Source organism: Devosia chinhatensis, from assembly GCF_000969445.1.
Lineage (GTDB): Bacteria > Pseudomonadota > Alphaproteobacteria > Rhizobiales > Devosiaceae > Devosia > Devosia chinhatensis.
On the sequence record NZ_JZEY01000061.1, the window covers coordinates 879443 to 901659 of the forward strand.

Consider the following 22217-nt stretch of genomic DNA (forward strand, 5'->3'; position numbering starts at 1 on the left):
GCCCCAAGGACGCTGAGGCGATGACCGTTCACCCCAGCTCTTTTCAGCGAGGCGCGGCGCGCAGCATCCATCCCGATTTACGCATGGCCGCAGGCTAAGCCGCGTCGCTTTGCCTGTCACGTCCTCAATTGCCCATGGGCAACGGACTTGGCCATGGACAGGAACAAGTTGGCGGGACTAGCATTGGTCCTGTTGGCACCCCATGTCTGGTGTGTCGGCAGACGTGATCCCGTAAAGCCGGGAAGCGGCTTTTCGGAACTCTCGCGTCGAGCCATACGACCGAAAGGAAAAAAGCCATGACCTTACGCGTTTCGGGAAAGAACATGGATGTCGGTGATGCCCTGCGGGGCAAGGCGGAGGACCACTTTGCCACCGTTGTCGGAAAGTATTTCGACGGCGGCTATGACGGACACCTTACCCTTACCCCCGATGGTATCGGATTCCGCGCCGATTGCGTGGTGCACCTCGACTCGGGCGCCACCCTGCAGGCCAGCGCCCAGGGCGGGGACGCCACCAGTGCCTTCGAAGTCATGGCCCTCAATATCGAAAAACGCCTGCGCCGCTATAACCGCAAGCTGAAATCGCACCGCAAGGGCCTCAACGGCAGCAATGCCGACGGCGTGATGGCCCAATATACCGTCTTCGGCTCGAGCGATACGCTCGACGAGCTCGACGAGGACTACGCGCCCCCGGTGATCGCCGAGAGCAGCAAGAACCTGCGCGAAATGAGCGTCGACGAAGCCGTCATGGAACTCGACCTCTCGGGTCAGCAGGTTGTGATGTTCCGTCATGCTGGACATGGCGGCCTAAATGTGGTCTACCGCCGCGCGGACGGCAATATTGGCTGGATCGATCCGGCCCTGGGCGCCAACTAGGCGGCGCGTTTGCCTCACATTGGATAAATAGTCCCAAGGCAGATTGATGGAATTGGCCGATATTCTGGCGGAAGACTCCGTGCTGACTTGCACGGGCGTCACCGACAAACGCCAGCTCTTCGAAATCCTGGCGCAAAAGGCAGCGGAACGAACCAGCCTCTCCGAAGGCGAGATCGTGGATGCCCTGATGGCGCGGGAAGAACTGGGGTCGACGGGCCTTGGCAACGGCATTGCCATTCCCCACGGCAAGCTCAAGGGCCTCGACGGCGTCATCGCCGTCTTCGCCCGGCTCGACGAGCCGATCGAGTTCGACTCGGTCGACGACCAGCCCGTGGACCTGGTGATGCTGCTGCTGGCGCCCGTGGGCGCCGGAGCCGATCACCTCAAGGCCCTGTCGCGCGTGGCCCGCATGCTGCGGACCGAAAGCGTCGTCGACGTGTTGCGCAGCGATGCCGATACGGCGCGCATGCGCGATGTGCTGACCGCGCCCGCGGAAACCAACTGCGCCGCCTGAGCGGAATTTCTGGCTGATTTTGGACGGGCCGCCTTCGGGCGGCCCGCTCGTTTTTGCAGGTCGCGTCAGTCCGGCACGGTGCCGTTTTGCGCCAGCACGTCGCCGGCCAGGTACAGCGAGCCGCAGATCAGCACCCTTGCGCCTGCAATGTCGGCCGCCATGGCAAGCGCCGCAGTCAGCGTCTCGTAGCCCCGTGCGGCAAAGCCCATGGCGCGGGCGCGGGCGGCGATGTTCTCGCCGTCATGGGCATTGTCTTCACCCGGAATGGTCAGCGCGGCGATCCGGGCCGGGTGCAGGTCTCGGAACGGGGCGAGGAAATCCTCGGGCGCCCGCGTGTTCATCATGCCCATGACAAGGACCAGCGGCTTTTCCGGCAGGGCAGCAATGGCCCGGGCCAGGGCGGCGGCACCATGGGCGTTGTGCCCGCCATCGAGCCAGAGTTCGTGCGCCTCGGGCAGCAAAGCGCGCAGCCGGCCGGTGCGCAACGGCTGCATGCGGGCCGGCCAGCTGACCCGGCGCAGGCCCTCGGCCAGGGCCCAGGCATCGACCGGCAGGCCGAAATGGCGGATGGCGGCGATGGCGAGCGCCGCGTTGTCGAATTGATGGGCACCCAGCAAGGCCGGCGGCGGCAGGTCGAGCAGCCCGGCCTCGTCGGTATAGACCAGCCGTCCGTCCTCCCCAGCCCCATGGAAATCCTCGCCCTGCCAGAGCGGGGCAATGCCCAAGCGCCGGGCTGCACGATCCAGCACCGTACGGGCCTCGTCCTGCTGCAGGCCCATGACGGCCTTCGCGCCGCGCTTCAGAATTCCCGCCTTGTTGCCGGCAATCTCGGCCAGGCTGTCGCCGAGAAAGGCCTGATGGTCATAGGCGATCGGCGTGATGATCGTGCCCAGGGGGTGTTTGACGACATTGGTGGTGTCGAACGTGCCGCCCATGCCGGTTTCGAGCAGCAGGTAATCGGCCGGTGTTTCGGCAAAGAGCTTGAACGCGGTGACGGTGGTCACCTCGAAAAAGGTGATCGCGTCGCCGGCATTGATCGCTTCGACCTCTTCGAGCGCTGCATTGAGCCGATCGGTCTCGACCAGTCGTCCGGCGAGCCGGATGCGCTCGTTGAAGCGCACGAGATGGGGAGAATTATAGACATGCACGCTCTTTCCCGCCGCTTCGAGAAAGGCGCGCAGATAGGCGATGGTCGAGCCCTTGGCATTGGTGCCGGCCACATGGATGACCGGGGGCAGGTGGTCCTGCGGATTGCCCAGTTTGTCGAGCAGCGGCAGCATGCGATCAAGGCTGAGATCGATCAGCTTGGGATGCAGCCGGCTGAGCCGGGCCAGGATCTCGTCGGTGCGGGACATTGTTGTCTCCGATGGCAGCGCCACGCTCACTACGGCGTTACCACCGGGCTTGTCCCGGTGGTCCAGGTCTGATCGTCATAGCCCGGAAAAGCCGGGCAATGGCGATGATTTCCGGGGGGCTGATTACTTTCGCAATTCCCCGCCCGTTGTCTTGGTGACAGCGGCGACGACTGCCGCCGAGACCTTTTCGATTTCCTCGTCGGTCAGCGTCCTGTCACGCGGCTGCAGCGTCACCTCGATGGCGACGGACTTCCTGCCTTCCCCGACATGGGCGCCTTCGAACACGTCGAAAATCCCCACATCCTTGATCAGCGTCTTGTCCGCACCACGGGCGGCCTTGAGGATGGCGGCGGCGGTGACGCCCCGGTCCATGACGAAGGCGAAGTCGCGGCTGACCGGCTGGAAGGGCGACAAGGACAGGGCCGGCTTGGTCTTGGTGGCCTTCTTGCGCGCTTCGGGCAGGGCATCGAGATCGATCTCGAAGGCCGCGACCGGGCCGTCGATGTCGAGCGCCGCGGCCAGGGCCGGATGCAGTTCACCGAAGCAGCCCAAAGTCACCTTGGGACCAAGCGCGATGCGTCCGCCGCGCCCCGGATGGCTCCAGGCAGCCGGCTCGGCAAGCACCTGGACCTTTTCGATGTCGATGCCGAGGGCGTCGAGCGTGGCAGCCAGATCCGCCTTGGCATCCCAGACATTGACGGCCTGCGCCTTGCCCGACCAGTGGCGACCTGCGCCATCCTGCCCGGCCGTGCCGGTGCGCACGCCCGAGGCATAGGTATGCTGGCCTTCGGGCGCGTCGGAGAGAAAGATCTGTCCGACTTCGAACAGCGCCACATCGGCAAAGCCGCGATTGGCATTGCGGCGCGCTCCGGCCAGAAGGCCTGGCAGCAGCGAGGGGCGCATGTCGGTCATGTCCGAGGCGATGGCATTGGCCAATTGGCGATCCTCGGTGCCGCCGCCGAAGCGGGTGGCGTCGTCGTGGGAAATGAAGCTCCAGGTGACCACTTCGTCAAGGCCCCGCGCCGCCAGCGCCCGGCGGGCAATGCGGCGACGGTTCTGGATGCTGGTGAGAATGCGCGGCGCCACATGGTTGAGGCGGGGCAGGGGCTCGACCGGGACATTGTCGACGCCCACCATGCGCATCACTTCTTCCACGAGGTCGGCTTTTTGCGTCACGTCGGGGCGCCAGCTGGGCACGGTGACGCTGCGCGTCTCGCCGGTGCCGGCAAGAGCAAAACCGAGACGGCCCAGAATAGCCTCGATCTCGGCCGGCGCGACGTCGAGGCCGGTCAGCCGGCGGACTTCGGCCAGGGGGAAGTCCACGACGCTATTGGGAAAGACGTCCTCGCCCGAAATGGCCGGCTCCATCGGCTCGCCACCGCAGAGCTCGAGCACAAGCCGGGTCGCCAGCTCGAGACCCGGTTCGGTCAGCGCGGGATCGACATTGCGTTCGAGCCGGTAGCGGGCATCGGAGACGATACCGGTCTTGCGGCCGGACTGGGCGATGAGATCGGGGTCCCAGGAGGCGCATTCCATGAAGACATTGGTGGTCTCATCGGTCACGCCCGAGCGGATGCCGCCCATGATGCCGCCGAGGCAAAGCGGGCCCTTGTCGTCGGCAATGACCGTCATGGTCTCGTCGAGCGTATAGATCTTGTTGTCGAGCGCGTCGAAGGCCTCGCCGCGAGCCGGGCGGAGCACCATCTGGCCCTCGACCTTGTCGGCATCATAGGCATGGAGCGGCCGGCCCCAGCCGAGCGAGACGAGATTGGTGATGTCGACGATTGCATTGATCGGCCGGAGCCCCACGGCGCGCAGGCGCGCCTGCAGCCAGTCCGGGGAGGGGCCGTTTTTCACATTGGCGATGTAGCGGCCGGCAAACTTGCGGATCGCCTTGTTCTCGCCGGCAGCAAAATTGTGCGGCAGCGGCGCAATCGGGCTCGATCCTTTGGAGGGCACGGGCGAGAAGTCGGTTTTTTTGAGGGTACCCAGACCAAAGGCGGCGAGATCGCGCGCCACGCCATAGACACCGGTGGCGTCGCCGCGATTGGGCGTGATGGAAATATCGAAGACCACGCCGTTAATGCCGGCATAATCGACGTATCGCGCCCCGATCGGGGCATCCTCGGGCAACTCGATGATGCCGTCATGGTCGTTGGACAATTCCAGCTCGGCTGCCGAGCAGAGCATGCCGTTGGAGGGTGCGCCGCGAATGACGACGCCACCCTTGAGTTCGAAATCCTTGCCCGGAATATAGGTGCCCGGCGCGGCAAAGACCGATTTCAGCCCGGTCCGGCAATTGGGCGCGCCGCAGACGACATCGATCAGTTCGCCGGTGCCGGCATCGACCTTGCAGATATTGAGATGGTCGGAATTGGGGTGCGGCTTGGCCTCCACCACATGCGCGACGACAAAGGCCTGCAGCGCCTTGCCCTGGCTCTCAATGGCTTCCACTTCGAGCCCGACCATGGTCAGCGCCTTGCTGATCTCATCGGCGGTGGCATTGGTGTCGAGATGTTCCTTGAGCCAGTCGAGGGTGAATTTCATGTCTGTCGGTCCTTAGCGGAAGTCGCTTTTGCTGCCGGTGATCGGCGGCAGCGCAGAGGAGAGTTTCAAAAGTTCGACGAGCACATTGGCAAAGCCGCGCGCATCGTCGATGGCCTTATGCGTGTGGGCGATGTGGCCATAGAACTCGGCCGGCAGCTTGCTCATGCCCCAGTCGAGATAGGGCGCGCCGCGCAGCGTTCCGGCCATGGTGTAGAGACAGATGCCGCCGCCGCGGAAGATCTGCCGGCCCTTGAAGGGGCCCGACAGGGCCCGCGTGCCGGCATATTCATCGAGGTAATGATCCATCCAGAGCCCGTCGAAGATCATCGGGGCTGCGACGAAGACCTTGGGGCCGGGCAGGCTCTCCACCCAATCGGCAAAGCGTGGCATGACGATTGTGGGTTCTTCAGCGCCTTCGGTGGCCGCCTTCCAGGCCTCGGGCTGGGTCGCCCACCAGTCCATGGTGGTGTCGTTCGTGGTGCGGTCGGGCCGCGGGGTCAGCACGGCCTCGAACTCCCCATGCCGCGTGCCATCGCCGGCAATGGCGACCGAGGCAAAGCTCAGCATGGAATTGTGCAGGGGCGTCGGCCCGTCCGATTCGATGTCGGTGACGATGAAGATCGGCGTCGCCACGCGGTTATAGAGCTCCCGCCCCGCCGGCAGCACGCTCACCAGCCGAAAGGTTTCGCAGACGATCTCCATGTCCGGCGAAAAGCCGCCATTGCGGGCGAAATAGGCCTCGTGCCCGGCGCGCCACGCGGCATAGGGCCCTTCACCCTCGCGGTCGGTGAAGCTGGGGTCGATATCGTCGAAGCGGCGTGTCTCCACCGACAGCGTCTCGATCACGCAGGCCTCTTCGCCCAACCCATTGAGCACGATATCGCGCCGTCCCACCTGCGGCAGGGGCTCGGCATCACCGCCAAAATCGCGCAGCGCCCCACATGTGGCCGTCTTCTTGCCGGCCAGCACCAGCGCGAGCAGGCTATCGGCCAGCTCTGGAGAGTCCCCGAAGCTGAAGCGGATCGGCGTGTCGCTTTTTATGGCGTCGACCATGGGACCTAGCTCGAAAGCCCGCCAAACAGCGTCGGCAGGTCCAGCGGGCGGAAACCGTAATGCTCGATCCAGCGCTGGTCGGCATCGAAGAAATCGCGCAGGTCGGGCATGCCGTATTTGAGCATGGCGATGCGGTCGATACCGATGCCCCAGGCAAAGCCCTGATAGACGTCCGGATCGAGCCCGGCACTGCGGATGACATTGGGGTGGACCATGCCGCAGCCCAGGATTTCCAGCCAGTCATTGCCCTCGCCGATCTTCACCTCGGCGCCGGAGCGGTCGCATTGCACGTCCACTTCCATGGAGGGCTCGGTGAACGGGAAAAAGCTCGGGCGGAAACGCAGGGTGACGCTGGGCACTTCGAAAAAGGCCTTGAGGAATTCCTCCAGCACCCAGCGCAGCTGGCCGATATGGCTCGACTTGTCGATGACCAGCCCTTCGACCTGATGGAACATCGGGGTATGGGTCTGGTCGCTGTCATTGCGATAGGTGCGGCCCGGCATGACCACGCGGATCGGCGGGTCCTGCGGCGGCGTCAGGTAGGACGCAGCCGGCTTTTCATTGGTCTTTTGCATGACGCGCACCTGCACCGGCGAGGTATGGGTGCGCAGCACCTTCTTTATCCCGTCGGGGCCGGGCTTCATGAAGAAGGTGTCGTGCATTTCACGCGCCGGATGGCCTTCGGGGAAGTTCAGCGCGGTGAAATTGTAGTAATCGGTCTCGATATCGGGCCCTTCGGCGATGGAAAATCCCATATCCGAGAAGATGGCGGTGATTTCGTCGATGGTCTGGGAAATCGGATGGATGCGGCCGCGGGCCGTGGGCGCGGGACGCAAGGGCAGGGTGACGTCGAGCGTTTCGGCGGCGAGGCGCGCATCGAGCGCTGCCGCTTTCAGATCGGCGCCCCGCGCTTCGATCAGGCCCGCAATCTCGGTCTTGAGCCCATTGATGGCAGGGCCGGCCGCCTTGCGCTCTTCGGGTGGCATTGAACCAAGGGTCGCCAACAGGGCCGAAACACTGCCCTTCTTGCCCAGAGCGGCGACGCGGACCGCATCGAGCCCAGCTTCGTTTTCGGCGGCGGCGATAGCGGCAGTCAGGTCGCTGCGCAGGGCGGAGATTTGGGCGTCTAGGGACATCATCTTCTCAATTCGGACAGGCTGGCGCGGTTAGAGCAAACAAAAACGCCCCGCGCCAGCCCTCCCGGGCGGCGCAAGGCGCAATTTCGACCTCAGCAGGCTGGGGTGTCTTAGGCGGTGACGCGGGCGTGGGTGGTGGTCTCCACGCTTTCCAGGTACGCCAGAGCGGCCTTGGCCTTGCCGACCAGGGCAGCGAACGCTTCGGGCTGGGTGATCGCGAGATCGGACAGCACCTTGCGGTCGACAGCAATCTCAGCCTTGCTGAGGCCGTCGATAAATCGACCATAGGTCAGGCCGTGATCGCGCACCGCGGCGTTGATGCGCTGGATCCACAGGGCGCGGAAATTGCGCTTCTTGACGCGACGATCGCGATACGCGTACTGGCCGGCCTTTTCGACGGCCTGCTTGGCGATACGGATCGTGGACTTACGACGGCCATAATAGCCCTCGGCGGCCTTCAAGACCTTCTTGTGACGAGCGTGGGCGGTTACGCCCCTCTTTACGCGTGCCATTTATTCGTGTCCTTCCAGCTTAGCGGTTGTACGGCATGTACCACTTCACCAGACCCTCGTCGCCCTTGGACAGGATCTTGGTGCCGCGGTTGGTGCGGATGTACTTTGCGTTGTGGCTGATCAGGCGGTGGCGCTTGCCGGCGACGCCGGCCTTCACCTTACCGGTTGCGGTGAAGCTGAAGCGCTTCTTGGCACCGGACTTGGTCTTCATCTTGGGCATTTTGCGGGTCCTTGTAGAAGTATCTTGATGGATTGAGGCCCATCGCATTCATGAACCGCCACGGCATGCCTTTTGGCCGGGCGGTCCGGAAGATGCGGCTCTATAGGGGGAAAGCCGGGTGAAGGCAAGTGTCGCAATGCCGCTAATGCGCTGTTACGGCCTCGCCATCGCGATAATGCCGCAAAGCGATGAAAACGGCGATGGCCATGAGGCCGATAAGCGTCGCGGCCGTCAGCAACACGGTGGAGTGGGCATGGATGAAGGCTAGGCGCGCCGCTTCGACCAGCGGCGCTCCGGCTTCGCCGAGATCCCGCGCCGCCAGCATGGTCTCGCCGATGGAATGGGTAGCACTGGCGGCCAGCGCCCCCGCCAGGTCGGCAGGCACCTGCAGAGCCGAGCTATAGCTTGCGGCCAGCAACACCCCGAAAAAGGTGATGCCCAGCCCCGCGCCCAGCTCATACCCCGTGCCCTCGAGCGAGCCGGCAGCACCGGCCTTTTCCACCGGAGCGCTCGACATGATCGCAATGGACGATGCGGTAAGCCCGATGCTGAGGGAAAGGCCGAGCAGAGCCATCAGGGCGATGACGCCCAGGCCCGGATTGTGGAAATCGCTGAGGCCAAGCCCGGCAAGGCTGCCCGACGCCACGAGAAGCGAGAGCGACGCCACGACCCGCAGCCCGACAAAGGCCGTCGCATAGCCGGCAATCGGGCCGCCGATGGCCGAGGCGATGACCAGCGGCATCATGAAGAGGCCCGCTTCGAGGGGGGAACGGCCGACGACGAACTGCAATTCCTGGGCGATGGTGAGCTCCGCCCCCGCCAGGGCGCCGGTGACGATCAGCGCCATCAGGACGCCGACACGGATGGCCGGGCGGTTGAACAGGGACATGTCGAGCATCGGGCTGGCCGATGCCAATTGCTTGCGCACGAACACGCCAATGAGCCCCAGGCCGAGAGCCAGGGCGACGAGGGTGAGCGTCAGCGAGGCCCCGGGCTTGAAGCCGGATTTGACGGCATAAACCGTGGCGATGAGGCCGGCGATCAGCATCACGGCCTGCCCGATGCTCCAATTGCCGTTGCCCTTGGGTGCGGTGCGCGGCAGGACCGCAAAGGCCAGCGGCCAGACGACCAGCATGACCGGCACGTTGATGAGAAACACCGAACCCCACCAGAAATGCTCGAGCAGGAAGCCGCCGACCAGTGGTCCCAGCGCCGATCCGGCCGCTCCGATCGTGCCCCAGAACCCGAGCGCTATGCCGCGTTCCTTGGGATCCTCGAAGGTCTGGCGGATGATCGCGAGGACATTGGGAATGACCATGGAGGCGCCCAGGGCCAGCACGACGCGGGCGCCGATCAGCACCGCAGGATTGGGGGCGAACGCCGCGATCACCGAGGCGACGAGGAAAATGACAAGGCCTGTGAGCAGCATGCGGCGATTGCCGATGCGGTCGGCCAAGGTGCCCATGGGCACCAGCAGGCCCGCCATCATCAGCGGGTAGATATCGATGATCCAGAGGATTTCGGTGCCGCTGGCGTTGAGCGCCATGGTGAGCGACGGTACGGCGATGTGCAGGATGGTCATGTCGATGACAATAGGGGTGAAGGCCAGCATCACGGCGACCAGAACGAGCCAGCGATTGTGGGGGGCGGACATGTCGAAACCTCTTTGCACGAACGGCATTCCGGTCGATAACCGGAAGGAAAGCCGTATATATCCGTCCAGACGGATTGAAAAGAGGTGATGATGGGCCGTAGGCAGACGATTGACCGGAGCGCGCTGCTCGATGCCGCCGAGCGCGTCGTGCTGCGCGAAGGCGCGGGCCAGCTGACGATGGACGCTGTTGCCGCCGAAGCCGGCGTCAGCAAGGGGGGCGTGCTCTATGCCTTTCCCAGCAAGGACGCGCTGATCGATGCCCTGTTCAATCGCGTCTTCGCCTCGATGGACAAAATTGCCGCCGACTTTATCGCCCGGGCGGGCGACAACGGAGAAAACTGGGCGAAAGCCCATGTGCTGGCCAGCCGCGATGCCGAGACGCTGAGCACCGAACGCAGCGTCGCGCTGATCGCCAATTTCATGCGCTCACCGGAATATCGCAAAGGCGCGCGGGAATATTATGCCACCATTCTCGATCGTCTCGACCTGACCACCCTGACCGGTCGCAAGGCAAGGCTGGCCTTGCTGGCCTGCGAAGGCGCGCTGCTGCTGCGGGGCTTTGACTTTCATCCAATCACCGCAGAGGACTGGAAGTCCATCCACGATGATATCCAGGATATCCTGCTGGGCTGATCAGGCTCTTGCCGCAGCCAACATGGGCTGGAGATGATCCTCGAACAGGAGGCCCGGGCGTGCCGCGAGCGCAGCGCCATAGGCCGCCTCGGCCTCGAGCGAGATGCGCAGGAACGCACTGACACCGTCGACGTCCGCCGCGCCCAGCCCGTAATGGCCGCTTTCCAGCCGCCGCAGGATTTCGCGCTTGGAGGCGATCATGCCCGCCGCCACGTCCTTGCCGTTGCTCATCGAGCCGTCGCGCTTGATGTAGTCGTGCAGCGGCGTGCCCAGGTGATAGCTTTGCGGAATGGTGCGGTAGAGCTGGAGCAGCAATTCGAGATCGGTCATGTTGCTCATGGTCGGGTCGTAGCGCCCGTCGCCCCGGCGCCGATCCCAAAGGATCATCGAATCCATCGAAAGGCTCACCCATTTGTGTTCGCCGGCCGTGAGCACGCGATCGCGGCCGTCGCCGACAAAACGGAGATGGCTGAAATCGGTGGTCATCACGTCGAGCGCCGTGGTGACGATGCCATATTCGGCCAGGGCCGTGACCGCCTGTTCGAGCTTTTGCGGCTTGAGCCGGTCATCGGCATCGAGAATGGCCACATAGGGCGCTTCGATCTGGTCGAGCGCCACGTTCCGGGTGACGGAAGCGCCGCGCCCGATGCCGCCGCTGGTAAGAAAGACCTGGCGCCGATCCCCGAGGCCCCGTTCGCTCAGAAAACCGGCATAGTCGAAGCCGTCATCGGCAATGATCCAGTGCTCCCACTGGGCATGCGTCTGCTCGAGCACGCTCTGCACCGTGGCGGGCAGGGTGTCCTGAGCCTTGTAGGTGGGGGTGATGATTGCGACGGTTTGCGCCATGTCTTGAACCTTCTGCCTTGCTGACCCATATCTGGCTCACGCCTCCGATGCCACTTCTATCGGGTCGGGGGACGCAACGTTGCTTGACGATCAAGGACGGTATGATGTCGCGCATTTCGGTGTTTTCCGCACCCTTTCTTCTCGGCTTCGACAGCTTCGAGGAGCGTATCGATCGGCTGGCCCGATCCGCGGATGGCTATCCTCCGTACAATATCGAGAGAACCCTGGGCGACGACGGCGCCGAACGGTTTCTCATCTCCATCGCGGTAGCGGGTTTCGCCCGGGGCGAGCTTGAGGTGACGGTGGAGGACAACCAGCTGCAGGTGCGCGGCAAACAGAAGGACGAGCCCGGAAAAGACTATCTGCATCGCGGCATCGCCGCCCGCCAGTTCCAGCGCAATTTCCTCCTCGCCGACGGCATGGAGGTCAAGGATGCAACTTTGGGGCATGGCATGCTCGTTATAGCTCTCGAGCGGCCCCGGGCCGCCAAGATCGCCCGACAAATCGATATTCGCTCATTGTGAGGAAAAGAACAGGAAAGGGCCGACAAAATGATGGATAAACGCAATTCCGACGCCGCTTTCGACGCCGCAAATCCCCTCAAGACCCTGACGCGCGCCCAGTTCGCAGCATTGGGTGGCGACGCCGTGGCCTATGTGAAGCCCGTCACGGGCCTCGTGCTCGCGGGCATGATCCACGACGCCGAGTTCGACGCGGCCACGCAATATCAATTGGTGATGTCGGCCGACGGCACGCCGCTCATGGTGTCCGACAGCGCCGATGCGGTCAGCGAATGGCTGGGTGACCAGAGCATCGGGCTCGCCACCCTGCACTGACAACCGCTTGCGATCGTCTGCCCAATGCCCGCCTCCCAAAAGGCGGGCATTGTCGTGTCAGCGCCCCAGCTGAAAGGCGGAAAAGCGGTCGAGTGCGGCGTCGATCGCCGCGCGGGTCTGGGACCCGACATCCTCGATCCAGGTCCATTGCTGGGTGAGCAGGCGATTGGCAACGCGATCGGTCTTGAGATCGATGGCCGCCACGACCCGGTCGCCGACGAGAACCGGCAGGGCGAAATAGCCGAATTGTCTCTTGGCCTGTGGGATATATGCCTCAAAGACGTGATCGTATCCGAACAGCAGCTTGAGCCTTTTGCGCAGGATGATGAGCGGATCGAAGGGCGAGAGGATATGCACGCGATCGGCGATTTCTGGCTGCGCGGCGAGCGTTTCCGGATCGCCCCAGAAGGCCAGCTTGTCCTCGCCGGCAATCCGCACCGGCACCAGCTGCCCGCGCCGGACGCGGGCCTCGATCACCTCCCGCACGCCCGGCTTGGCCTTGGCGTTGAGGTGGCAGATCGAATCAAGGCTCACCAGACCCTGGCTGCGCAGCGCCCGGTCGAGCAGATAGGCACTGATCTGCCGCGCGGTGGCGGGTCGCGGGCGGGTCTCCCAGCCGAAATGGCGATCGGCCAGATCGTAGGTCTTGAGCATGCCGTCGCGCGCCGCAATGGCCACGAGGCCCTGGTAGAACATCAATTGCAGCACCCGCTTTGACGGCTTGCGGCTGGCCCAGGGATGGGTCTTGTCCACCAGCTCGTCATCGTCGATGTCGCGGATGGAAAGCGGGCCCTGGGCTTCAAGCCGGCGCGTCATGGCGGCGACTTCCGCCTTGCTCACGGTGCCGAACCAGGCGGACGGATTGGCGCGCCAGGCCTTCATGGCCGGCACGAAATAGCGCAGGTCGGCGCTGGGCACGTAGCTCAGCGCATGCGTCCAGTATTCAAAGACCGACTTGTCGCGCGCCTGCAGCTGATCGAGGTCGTCGCGGCGATAGGCGGGGATGCGCGCATAAAGGATGTGGTGATGGCACCGCTCGATCACGTTGATCGTGTCGATCTGCACATAGCCCAGATGCGCTATCGCCGCGTGCGCGGCCTCCGGCCCGGAGCCGAACGGCGCGGTGTCGTCGAGCCTTTGCGCCCGCATCCAGAGGGCGCGGGCCTGGGCCTTTGTAAGGGTGAGCGGCGTTTTCGACACGGGCGATTCCTGACAGCTGACGCAACGATGTCAGATCAGCCCGCCGTGTCAAACAGGGTCAGCAGCCGGCTTGAGGGCCGAGCGACGATCCAGACGCGCAACGATGTCGAGGAAGATTTGGTGGAGCCAAGCGGGATCGAACCGCTGACCTCTTGCATGCCATGCAAGCGCTCTCCCAGCTGAGCTATGGCCCCATCAAGCAAGGGTCGGAAAGACGATCCCTGCGGGTGTTTTGGGTTCGTCAGGGTTGGTTCCCGTCCGAAGCGAGGCGGAACCTATTGGATGATCCGCCCGGGTGCAAGTGCCTAAATGACACTTTTTTATTCCACCGGGGATAAATCATCCCCGGTGGAAAAAGCATAACGAAATCAGCGGTCTTCGTCGTCGCCGACTTCAAAGCCGAGGCCATCGTCCTCGTCTTCGTCCTCTTCGAGGAACACGTCTTCCTCATCGTCGCCCAGGTCGTCCTCGACCTCGACATCCTCGACATCGGGAATGTCGTCGCCGGTCTCTTCGGCGTCGGCTTCCTCGAGGCTGACGATTTCGGGACCTGCGGTCTCGACTTCGTCTTCTTCTTCCTGCTCGTCCTCGTCATCGATCTTGCGGGCGGTGGCGGGGCTCGCCTTGCCGGTCTGCTGCTCGAAGAAGGACCGCGGGAAGGACTTGCCCGTATAGGGCGAGACGATCGGGTCCATGTTGAGGTCGTAGAACTTCTTGCCCGTATCGGGATCGGTGCGCTTGGTACCGCGTTCGGAACTGGCCATTTCATGCCTCGTGGAATGGAAGGTGCGCGGGCGCGCCATAGCCGCAGGCGCCCATTTCGGTCAGTCCGGTTATGGGCAAAGCCGGCACGTGTCAAACGCAAAATGCGCCCCTTGCCCGGCGCGCCCGCTGGCTTTATCGCCTTAGAGCGAAGAGGGACAGCACTCGGGAAGCCGCCATGATCATTGCCGTCGATGGACCCGCAGCCTCGGGCAAGGGCACTCTGGCCGAGGGACTGGCCCGCCATTATCGCCTGCCGCACCTCGATACGGGCCTGCTTTACCGGGCGGTTGGCCTCGCGGTCGCGGACCGTGAGGACGGTCCCGATTTCGAGCCCGCCGCCATCGCGGCGGCACAGGGTCTCGACCCCGCCCAGCTCGCCGACCGCGACGCCCTGACCTCTGCGGAGGCGGGCGTCCTGGCGTCCAAGGTGGCGGTGATCGGGCCGGTCCGGGCGGCGCTGTTCGATTTCCAGCGCAGCTTTGCGCTTCAGCCGGGCGGCGCGGTTCTCGATGGCCGCGACATCGGCACCAAGATCTGCCCGGATGCCGATGTGAAGCTCTTCATCCAGGCCGACAGCAAGGCGCGCATGGAGCGCCGGGCGCGGCAGCTCGAAAAGCGTGGCCTCGTGGTGGACCGCTACGCGCTCTATCACCAGATCGAGGCGCGCGATGCCCGCGACATGCTCAATCCCAATGGCGGATTCTACAAAGCGGCCGACGCGCACTTGCTCGATACCACGCTTCTGGATATAGAAGCCGCACTCCGCGCTGCCATCGAGATCGTCGATCGGACCATGGCGCTCAAGGCAGGGGATCGCTGATCCCCTAATTTCATCCTTGGGACCCGGCTTCGTGACGATCGGACCATTCGCTGGCCCGGACCAAAAGATCATCCTGTCGTTCGAAGAGCGGTGCTCCGTGCGCCGGCTTTGGCCTTTGTGTCGAAGCGGACCCGTGACGAGGCAGGATCTGCAACCCTCAACGACCGGCGCAATGGAGAAAAAGTTTGGCACAGCAAACTGTGACGAAAGACGATTTTGAATCGATGCTGCTCGACAGCTTTGTCGACAACGATGCCGCCGAAGGCACCGTCGTCAAGGGCAAGGTCGTGGCGATCGAAAAGGACCTGGCGATCATCGACGTCGGTCTCAAGACTGAAGGCCGCGTGCCGCTGAAGGAATTCGGCCAGGCCGGCCGCGACGGCACCATCACCGTGGGTTCGGAAGTCGAGGTCTATGTGGACCGCGTCGAGAACGCCATGGGCGAAGCCGTCCTCAGCCGCGAAAAGGCCCGCCGCGAAGAGAGCTGGGTCAAGCTCGAAGAGAAGTACAACGCCAATGAGCGCGTTGAAGGCACCATCTTCAACCAGGTCAAGGGCGGTTTCACCGTCGACCTCGAAGGTGCCGTGGCCTTCCTGCCGCGTTCGCAGGTCGACATCCGTCCGATCCGCGACATCGCGCCGCTCATGAACGTGCCGCAGCCCTTCCAGATCCTCAAGATGGACAAGCGTCGCGGCAATATCGTCGTGTCGCGTCGCGCCATTCTCGAAGAGTCGCGCGCCGAACAGCGTTCGGAAATCGTCCAGCAGCTCGAAGAGGGCCAGGTGGTCGACGGCGTGGTCAAGAACATCACCGATTACGGTGCGTTCGTCGACCTCGGCGGCATCGACGGCCTGCTGCACGTCACCGACATTGCATGGCGTCGCGTCAATCACCCGTCCGAAGTGCTCACGATCGGCGAGACCATCAAGGTCCAGATCGTCCGCATCAACCATGAGAGCCACCGCATCAGCCTCGGCATGAAGCAGCTCCAGGCTGATCCGTGGGAAGGCATCGGCGCCAAGTACCCGATCGAGGCCAAGTTCACCGGCCGCGTGACCAACATCACCGATTACGGCGCTTTCGTCGAACTGGAGCCGGGCATCGAAGGCCTGATCCACGTTTCGGAAATGAGCTGGACCAAGAAGAACGTCCATCCGGGCAAGATCGTCTCGACTTCCCAGGAAGTCGAAGTGGTCGTGCTCGAAGTCGATCCGGACAAGCGCCGCATCTCGCTGGGCCTCAAGCAGACCCTGCAGAACCCGTGGGAAGCCTTTGCCGAGAAGAACCCGGTTGGCTCCACCATCGAAGGCGAAGTCAAGAACAAGACCGAATTCGGCCTGTTCATCGGCCTCGAAGGCGATGTGGACGGCATGGTGCACCTGTCCGATCTCGATTGGCAGAAGTCGGGCGAAGTCGCGCTCGAGGACTACAATCGCGGCGACATGGTCAAGGCCAAGGTCCTCGACGTCGATGTCGAGAAGGAACGCATCAGCCTGGGCATCAAGCAGCTTGCTGCCGATGACCTGGCCGACAGCTCTGCCAGCAACGAGCAGGGCGGTCTGCGCAAGAACGCCGTGGTGACCACCGAAGTCGTGGACGTCAACGATGGCGGCATCGAAGTCCGCATCGCCGACAGCGAAGTGACGGCCTTCATCCGTCGCGCCGATCTCAGCCGCGACCGCAACGACCAGCGCCCCGAGCGCTTCGCCAAGGGCGACAAGGTCGATGCCCGCGTCACCCAGTACGACCGCAAGACCGGCCGCATCCAGCTCTCGATCAAGGCGCTGGAAATCGCCGAGGAACGCGAAGCCGTGGCCAATTTCGGTTCGTCCGATTCGGGTGCCTCGCTCGGCGACATCCTGGGCGCAGCCCTCAAGGGCCGCGACGACAAGTAAGCCGTTCCGGCTGTTCGCAAATCTTCGACCCGCGCCACAAGGCGCGGGTCGTTTCATATGGAAATGCCGATATGAACATGCTCAAGGATGTCACCTGGCGGGCCATGACCGGTTACGACCTGGGCGCCGTCTTCGCCATCGCCAACCAGGTCCATCCCGGCTTCTTCGAGGCCGAAGAGGTGCTGGCCGAAAAGTTCGACCTCTATCGCAATGGCTGTTACCTGCTCGAAGTCGGCGAGCGCCCGGCCGGCTATGTCCTGAGCCATCCCTATAGCCTGGGCGACCTGCCCCCGCTCAACCAGAAGCTGGGCGCGCTGCCCGCCAATCCCGATACCTATTACATCCACGACCTGGCGCTGCTGCGCCTGACCCGGGGCGTTGGCGCTGCCGGGCGCATCGTGGCGGCCCTGACCAAGCATGCCGGCGCCATGGGCTTTGCCAGCATGAGCCTTGTGGCGGTCAACCAGTCCCAGCCATTCTGGGCCGGTCAGGGATTTGTCGAGGCGCATCGCGACGCGCTGGCCGGAAAACTGGCCGCCTATGAGCCAGAGGCGCGGTATATGGTCAAGCAGCTCGCGGCAGAGCCCGGACTACAGACGTGAATACGCGAACGCCTTGTGGCGCTTGACCTTTTGCCCCGGCTTTGGCAGGTTGGCGCTGCCTTTCCGAAAAGGGGGCAGGGTCAGGACCGGAGCCTTTGATGATCAAGTCTGAACTTGTCGAAAAGCTCGCCGCGGAAAACCCGCATCTGTTTCAGCGCGACATCGAGAACATCGTCAACGCCATTCTCGACGAGATCGGCGACGCCATGGCGCGCGGCGACCGCGTGGAGCTGCGTGGTTTCGGCGCCTTCTCGGTCAAGAATCGCCCGGCCCGCGTCGGCCGCAATCCACGCACCGGCGAGCAGGTCGATGTCGGTGAAAAATATGTTCCCCAGTTCAAGGCGGGCAAGGAAATCCGCGAGCGGCTCAACCGCTCGTAACCCGCTCTCTTGCCGGACATGGCACGCAGGGCAAGGGCTCTGTCAGGAAACTTAATGGTCAACAGGATCGTCGGCTGGCTGATATTGGTCCCTTTTTGCGGACTTTTGATCGCCTTTGCCCTGGCCAATCGCCATCTGGTCAGCGTGAACCTCAATCCCTTCGCCAGCGTGGCCGATGCCGGTGCCGGCGGCTATGGCATTCCGCTCTTTGTCGTCCTCTATGTCGTGCTGCTGCTCGGCGTGCTCCTGGGCGGCATCGCCTCCTGGTTCGCGCAGGGCCATCATCGCCGCCGCGAGCGCCACTGGCGGCGCGAGGCCCAGCACCTCAGCCAGGAACTCGAAATCCAGCGCCGCAAGTCCGGCGACGTCACCCCATCCCCCATGAGCGACGTGGACGACCTGCTCGACATGCGCTCATAGGATATGCCACCAATGGCCTTTCCCAATCCTCTCCATCGCCCGAGCACTGACCCACGATGACCGATCCGGTGATCATCAAGATCTGTGGCATCAAATCCTACGACCTTCTCGATGTCGCCATAGCGGCCGGGGCCGACATGGTCGGTTTCATGCATTTCCAGCGCTCGCCGCGCCATGTCTCCATCGAGGACCTGGCCGGGCTGATCTCGGCGGCGCGCGGACAGGTCCAGTCCTGCGTGGTCCTGGTCAATCCGGACAATTCCTGCGTGGCCGAGGTGGCCGCGCTGGGTCCGGACTGGATCCAGCTGCACGGGCCTGAAAGCCCGCACCGCGTCGAGGCGATCCGCGCCGAGGCGGGCGTCGAGATCATGAAGGCCATGCCCATCGGATCGGCCGAGGATGTCGCTCATGTCGCCGCTTTTGCCGAAGTGGCCGACCGCATCCTGCTCGATGCCAAGCCGCCAAAGGGGGCCGACCGCCCCGGTGGGCTGGGGGAGAGCTTCGATTGGTCGCTGCTCGAAGCCCTTGACCCGTCGCTGCCCTTCATGCTTTCGGGTGGCTTGACGCCGGACAACGTGGCCCAGGCCATCCGGACGGTGAAGCCGTTCGGCGTGGATGTCTCCTCTGGGGTGGAGACCGCGCCGGGGGTCAAGGACAAAAGGCTGATCGAAGCGTTCATCCGCAACGCCAGGTCCGCCGTATAAGGGGCAGGTGCCGGGATCGTCTCGGCGACGCCGAGAGGACGATATGGACGGCATAAATTCCCTGCGCAATGGCCCGGACGAACATGGCCGCTTCGGTATTTACGGCGGGCGCTTTGTCGCCGAGACGCTGATGCCGCTGATCCTCGATCTCGAACGGGAATACCGGGCCGCCAAGGTCGACGAGGCCTATCTCGCCGAACTCAAGGACCTTGCCACCCATTATACCGGCCGGCCGAGCCCGCTCTATTTTGCCGAGCGCCTCACCGCGCATCTGGGCGGCGCCCGCGTCTTTCTCAAGCGCGAAGAGCTCAACCATACCGGTAGCCACAAGATCAACAATTGCCTGGGCCAGATCCTGCTGGCCAAGCGCATGGGCAAGACCAGGGTCATCGCCGAGACCGGCGCCGGCCAGCACGGCGTGGCGACGGCAACGGTCTGCGCCAAGTTCGACCTGCCCTGCACCATTTTCATGGGTGCGACCGATGTCGAGCGACAGATGCCCAATGTCTTGCGTATGAAGATGCTGGGTGCCGAGGTCCGTCCCGTGACGGCCGGCGCCGGCACCCTCAAGGACGCGATGAACGAGGCCCTGCGCGACTGGGTCACCAATGTCGAAAGCACCTATTACCTGATCGGCACCGCCGCCGGCCCGCACCCCTATCCGGAAATGGTGCGCGACTTCCAGTCGGTCATCGGCACCGAAATCAAGGAACAGTTCCAGGCGCTCGAAGGCAAACTGCCCGACGCCGTCGTGGCCTGTGTCGGCGGCGGCTCCAATGCCATCGGCACCTTCCATGCCTTCCTCGATGATCCCGACGTCGCCCTTTACGGCGCGGAGGCCGGTGGCCATGGCATTGCGGTCGAGAACGGCCATGCCGCCTCCATGACCGGCGGGCGCCCGGGCGTGCTGCACGGCAATCGCACCTATCTGCTGCAGGACGATGACGGGCAGATCCTCGAGGGCCATTCGATTTCGGCGGGCCTTGACTATCCCGGCGTCGGCCCGGAGCATTCGTTCCTTCACGACAGCAAGCGTGTCACCTATGCGCCGATCACCGACAACGAGGCTCTTGAGGCCTTCCAGCTGCTGACCAGGCTCGAAGGCATCATCCCGGCGCTGGAAACGGCGCATGGTCTGGCGCAATTGATGAAGGTGGCCCCCACCATGAGCAAGGACCAGTCCATCGTCCTCTGCCTTTCGGGCCGCGGTGACAAGGACGTGGAAAGCGTCGGCAAATATCTGGGACTTCTCAAGGCATGACCACCCGCATCGACGCCCGCTTCGCCCAGTGCAAGGCAGAGAACCGCCCGGCTCTCGTCACCTATGTCATGGGGGGCGATCCCGACCTCGCCACCAGCCAGGCCATCCTCAATGCCCTGCCGCAGGCCGGCTCGGACATTATCGAATTGGGCATGCCCTTTTCCGATCCCATGGCCGACGGCGTCGCCATCCAGCTCAGCGCCCAGCGGGCACTGGCGGGTGGGCAGACCATCCTGGGCGTGCTCGGCATGGTGGAAGAATTCCGCCGCAAGGACGAGACAACCCCGATCGTGCTCATGGGCTATTACAACCCGATCTATGGCTTTGGCGTCGACCGCTTCATCGCGGCCGCCAGGCAGGCCGGTGTCGATGGGCTGATCGTCGTCGACCTGCCGGCCGAGGAAGATTCAGAATTGTGCATTCCCGCCCTCGAGGCCGGGCTCAATTTCATCCGCCTCACGACCCCCACCACCGATGAGAAGCGCCTGCCGGTCGTGCTCGAGAACACTTCGGGCTTTGTCTATTACGTCTCGATGAACGGGGTGACGGGCGCCGTCATCAAGTCGCGCGGCGCCGTGGGCGAGGCCGTGGACCGCATCAAGAGCCATACCAGCCTGCCGGTTGCTGTGGGCTTCGGCATCAAGACCGCCGACGATGCCGCCGATATCGGCAGGCATGCCGACGGCATCGTGGTCGGCTCGGTCCTGGTGGACGCGGTGGCCAAATCCTTGCGCGACGGTGAGGCGACCGACACGACCGTTTCAGCCGTGCGCGATATCGTCGCCGATCTTGCCGCCGGGGTGAGACGGGCCCGGACCTGACACTGTCCACAGGCGCCGCGCGCCCGGCTTTGATCTGTCGCGGCGGCCCTGATAAGAATTGCCACAATTGACGACTACGTGATCCGCAACGATCACCCGCGAAAGGCCGCGCCATGAACTGGATCGACAATTTCGTCCGCCCCAAGATCCGCTCGATCCTCAATCCCAAGCGGGATACCCCGGAAAATCTCTGGGTCAAGGACCCGGAATCGGGCGAGATGGTGTTCTATCGCGATCTCGAGGCCAATCAGTGGGTCGTGCCCAATTCGGGCTATCACATGAAGATCAAGCCGGCCGACCGGCTGGCGACCTTCCTCGATGACGGCAAATATGACCTCGTGCCGGTTCCTTCCGTGCCGGTCGATCCGCTGAAGTTCCGCGACCAGAAGCGCTATACCGACCGCCTGCGCGAAAGCCGCGCCAAGACCGGCTATGACGACAGCGTCATCGTGGCCACCGGCAAGCTCTACGAGCGCGCCGTGACCGTGGGCATCCAGGATTTCGATTTCATGGGTGGCTCGCTGGGCATGGCCGCCGGGCAGGGGATCATCACCGGGCTCGAAACGGCCCTGCGCCTCAAGACCCCCTTCGTGCTCTTCGTCGCTTCAGGCGGCGCGCGCATGCAGGAAGGCGTGCTCAGCCTGATGCAGATGCCGCGCACGACCGTGGCTGTGCTGCGCCTGCGCGAAGCGGGCCTGCCCTTCTTCGTGGTGCTGACCAATCCCACCACCGGCGGCGTCACCGCCTCCTATGCCATGATCGGCGACGTTCACCTGGCCGAGCCGGGCGCCCTGATCGGCTTTGCCGGCCAGCGCGTCATCGAGCAGACCATCCGCGAAAAGCTGCCCAAGGGCTTCCAGCGCTCGGAATATCTCTACAGCCACGGCATGGTCGATATGGTGGTGCACCGCCACAACCTGCGCTCCACCATTGGCTCGCTGGCGGCGATCCTGACCAAGGCGCCCCCCAACGAGGCCATCACCGCCTCGGCCACCAGGGCGATCACCGCCCAGGCCAGCATGCGCGACGCCGCTGTCGCCGCCGAGGGCGACGACGATATCGATCCGCCAGCGGCGGCTGCTCACGCCGAGTAGCCCGACCGTCCGACCTTGCCGCGATCACGCGGCAGGTCTGCTTGTGCTGGACAAGCACGGCGCCTGCCTTTCAT

24 protein-coding genes and 1 tRNA gene are annotated in these 22217 nt (G+C 64.0%); 14 read left to right on the forward strand and 11 right to left on the reverse strand.

The window, feature by feature from the left end; all coding sequences use genetic code 11:
- Window positions 1–296: 296 nt before the first annotated feature.
- The gene (gene hpf / locus VE26_RS14655) at window positions 297–875 is read left to right on the forward strand and encodes a ribosome hibernation-promoting factor, HPF/YfiA family (protein ID WP_046105904.1); all 579 of its coding nucleotides are present in this window, start codon (window positions 297–299) and stop codon (window positions 873–875) included.
- Between the two features lie 46 nt (window positions 876–921).
- Window positions 922–1389, forward strand: a complete 468-nt coding sequence (ptsN, locus tag VE26_RS14660) for a PTS IIA-like nitrogen regulatory protein PtsN (RefSeq protein ID WP_046105905.1) — start codon at window positions 922–924, stop codon at window positions 1387–1389.
- A gap of 65 nt (window positions 1390–1454) precedes the next feature.
- On the opposite strand, the gene VE26_RS14665 is transcribed toward ptsN, so the two are convergent.
- The 7 genes from VE26_RS14665 to VE26_RS14700 all read right to left on the reverse strand — a co-directional run bounded on the left by VE26_RS14665 (window position 1455) and on the right by VE26_RS14700 (window position 9866).
- Window positions 1455–2744, reverse strand: a complete 1290-nt coding sequence (locus VE26_RS14665) for a bifunctional folylpolyglutamate synthase/dihydrofolate synthase (protein ID WP_046105906.1) — start codon at window positions 2742–2744, stop codon at window positions 1455–1457.
- Between the two features lie 123 nt (window positions 2745–2867).
- A complete protein-coding gene (pheT, locus tag VE26_RS14670) occupies window positions 2868–5291 on the reverse strand; it encodes a phenylalanine--tRNA ligase subunit beta (protein ID WP_046105907.1) in 2424 nt (807 codons plus the stop codon).
- Between the two features lie 12 nt (window positions 5292–5303).
- Window positions 5304–6344 (reverse strand): ASCH domain-containing protein, encoded by a 1041-nt coding sequence (locus VE26_RS18855; protein ID WP_084620539.1) that lies wholly within the window; start codon window positions 6342–6344, stop codon window positions 5304–5306.
- Between the two features lie 5 nt (window positions 6345–6349).
- Entirely contained in the window at window positions 6350–7480 is a 1131-nt protein-coding gene (pheS, locus tag VE26_RS14685) for a phenylalanine--tRNA ligase subunit alpha (RefSeq protein ID WP_425283874.1), read from the reverse strand.
- Between the two features lie 110 nt (window positions 7481–7590).
- Complete coding sequence (gene rplT / locus VE26_RS14690) at window positions 7591–7992, reverse strand: 50S ribosomal protein L20 (protein WP_046105909.1); 402 nt, start codon at window positions 7990–7992, stop codon at window positions 7591–7593.
- A 19-nt stretch (window positions 7993–8011) separates the two neighbouring features.
- Window positions 8012–8212: a 50S ribosomal protein L35 gene (rpmI, locus tag VE26_RS14695; protein ID WP_046105910.1), complete on the reverse strand. Its 201-nt coding sequence runs from the start codon at window positions 8210–8212 to the stop codon at window positions 8012–8014.
- Window positions 8213–8354: 142 nt separating this feature from the next.
- Window positions 8355–9866 (reverse strand): MFS transporter, encoded by a 1512-nt coding sequence (locus tag VE26_RS14700; protein ID WP_046106403.1) that lies wholly within the window; start codon window positions 9864–9866, stop codon window positions 8355–8357.
- A 90-nt stretch (window positions 9867–9956) separates the two neighbouring features.
- On the opposite strand from VE26_RS14700, the gene VE26_RS14705 reads away from it, so the two are divergent.
- Window positions 9957–10499, forward strand: a complete 543-nt coding sequence (locus VE26_RS14705; RefSeq protein WP_046106404.1) for a TetR/AcrR family transcriptional regulator — start codon at window positions 9957–9959, stop codon at window positions 10497–10499.
- On the opposite strand, the gene VE26_RS17245 is transcribed toward VE26_RS14705, so the two are convergent.
- Window positions 10500–11345 (reverse strand): glycosyltransferase family 2 protein, encoded by an 846-nt coding sequence (locus VE26_RS17245; protein ID WP_052715940.1) that lies wholly within the window; start codon window positions 11343–11345, stop codon window positions 10500–10502.
- A gap of 104 nt (window positions 11346–11449) precedes the next feature.
- Between VE26_RS17245 and VE26_RS14715 the strand changes: the two genes are divergently transcribed.
- Both VE26_RS14715 and VE26_RS14720 read left to right on the forward strand, forming a co-directional pair.
- Complete coding sequence (locus VE26_RS14715; RefSeq protein ID WP_046106406.1) at window positions 11450–11869, forward strand: Hsp20 family protein; 420 nt, start codon at window positions 11450–11452, stop codon at window positions 11867–11869.
- A 27-nt stretch (window positions 11870–11896) separates the two neighbouring features.
- Complete coding sequence (locus tag VE26_RS14720) at window positions 11897–12181, forward strand: DUF1150 family protein (RefSeq protein WP_046105911.1); 285 nt, start codon at window positions 11897–11899, stop codon at window positions 12179–12181.
- A 57-nt stretch (window positions 12182–12238) separates the two neighbouring features.
- On the opposite strand, the gene VE26_RS14725 is transcribed toward VE26_RS14720, so the two are convergent.
- From VE26_RS14725 to VE26_RS14735, 3 genes are all read right to left on the reverse strand, one after another.
- The gene (locus tag VE26_RS14725) at window positions 12239–13381 is read right to left on the reverse strand and encodes a winged helix-turn-helix domain-containing protein (RefSeq protein ID WP_200897254.1); all 1143 of its coding nucleotides are present in this window, start codon (window positions 13379–13381) and stop codon (window positions 12239–12241) included.
- A 118-nt stretch (window positions 13382–13499) separates the two neighbouring features.
- A tRNA-Ala gene (locus VE26_RS14730) sits at window positions 13500–13575 on the reverse strand.
- Window positions 13576–13749: 174 nt separating this feature from the next.
- Window positions 13750–14145: a TIGR02300 family protein gene (locus VE26_RS14735; protein WP_046106408.1), complete on the reverse strand. Its 396-nt coding sequence runs from the start codon at window positions 14143–14145 to the stop codon at window positions 13750–13752.
- 176 nt (window positions 14146–14321) lie between these two features.
- On the opposite strand from VE26_RS14735, the gene VE26_RS14740 reads away from it, so the two are divergent.
- From VE26_RS14740 to accD, 9 genes are all read left to right on the forward strand, one after another.
- Window positions 14322–14966: a (d)CMP kinase gene (locus VE26_RS14740; protein WP_046105912.1), complete on the forward strand. Its 645-nt coding sequence runs from the start codon at window positions 14322–14324 to the stop codon at window positions 14964–14966.
- Window positions 14967–15151: 185 nt separating this feature from the next.
- The gene (gene rpsA, locus VE26_RS14745) at window positions 15152–16861 is read left to right on the forward strand and encodes a 30S ribosomal protein S1 (RefSeq protein WP_046105913.1); all 1710 of its coding nucleotides are present in this window, start codon (window positions 15152–15154) and stop codon (window positions 16859–16861) included.
- 71 nt (window positions 16862–16932) lie between these two features.
- Entirely contained in the window at window positions 16933–17463 is a 531-nt protein-coding gene (locus VE26_RS14750) for a GNAT family N-acetyltransferase (RefSeq protein WP_084620542.1), read from the forward strand.
- A gap of 98 nt (window positions 17464–17561) precedes the next feature.
- The gene (locus tag VE26_RS14755; RefSeq protein ID WP_035099264.1) at window positions 17562–17843 is read left to right on the forward strand and encodes an integration host factor subunit beta; all 282 of its coding nucleotides are present in this window, start codon (window positions 17562–17564) and stop codon (window positions 17841–17843) included.
- Window positions 17844–17897: 54 nt separating this feature from the next.
- Window positions 17898–18263, forward strand: coding sequence for a lipopolysaccharide assembly protein LapA domain-containing protein (locus VE26_RS14760; protein ID WP_046105914.1), 366 nt, complete (start codon window positions 17898–17900; stop codon window positions 18261–18263).
- Between the two features lie 56 nt (window positions 18264–18319).
- Window positions 18320–18967 carry a phosphoribosylanthranilate isomerase gene (locus tag VE26_RS14765; RefSeq protein ID WP_046105915.1) on the forward strand — a complete coding sequence of 216 codons (648 nt, stop codon included), beginning with the start codon at window positions 18320–18322 and terminating at the stop codon, window positions 18965–18967.
- A 43-nt stretch (window positions 18968–19010) separates the two neighbouring features.
- A complete protein-coding gene (trpB, locus tag VE26_RS14770) occupies window positions 19011–20228 on the forward strand; it encodes a tryptophan synthase subunit beta (protein WP_046105916.1) in 1218 nt (405 codons plus the stop codon).
- A complete protein-coding gene (gene trpA, locus VE26_RS14775; protein WP_046105917.1) occupies window positions 20225–21049 on the forward strand; it encodes a tryptophan synthase subunit alpha in 825 nt (274 codons plus the stop codon). The genes trpB and trpA overlap by 4 nt, the downstream gene beginning before the upstream one ends.
- 113 nt (window positions 21050–21162) lie before the next feature.
- Window positions 21163–22143: an acetyl-CoA carboxylase, carboxyltransferase subunit beta gene (accD, locus tag VE26_RS14780; RefSeq protein WP_046105918.1), complete on the forward strand. Its 981-nt coding sequence runs from the start codon at window positions 21163–21165 to the stop codon at window positions 22141–22143.
- Window positions 22144–22217: the final 74 nt, after the last annotated feature.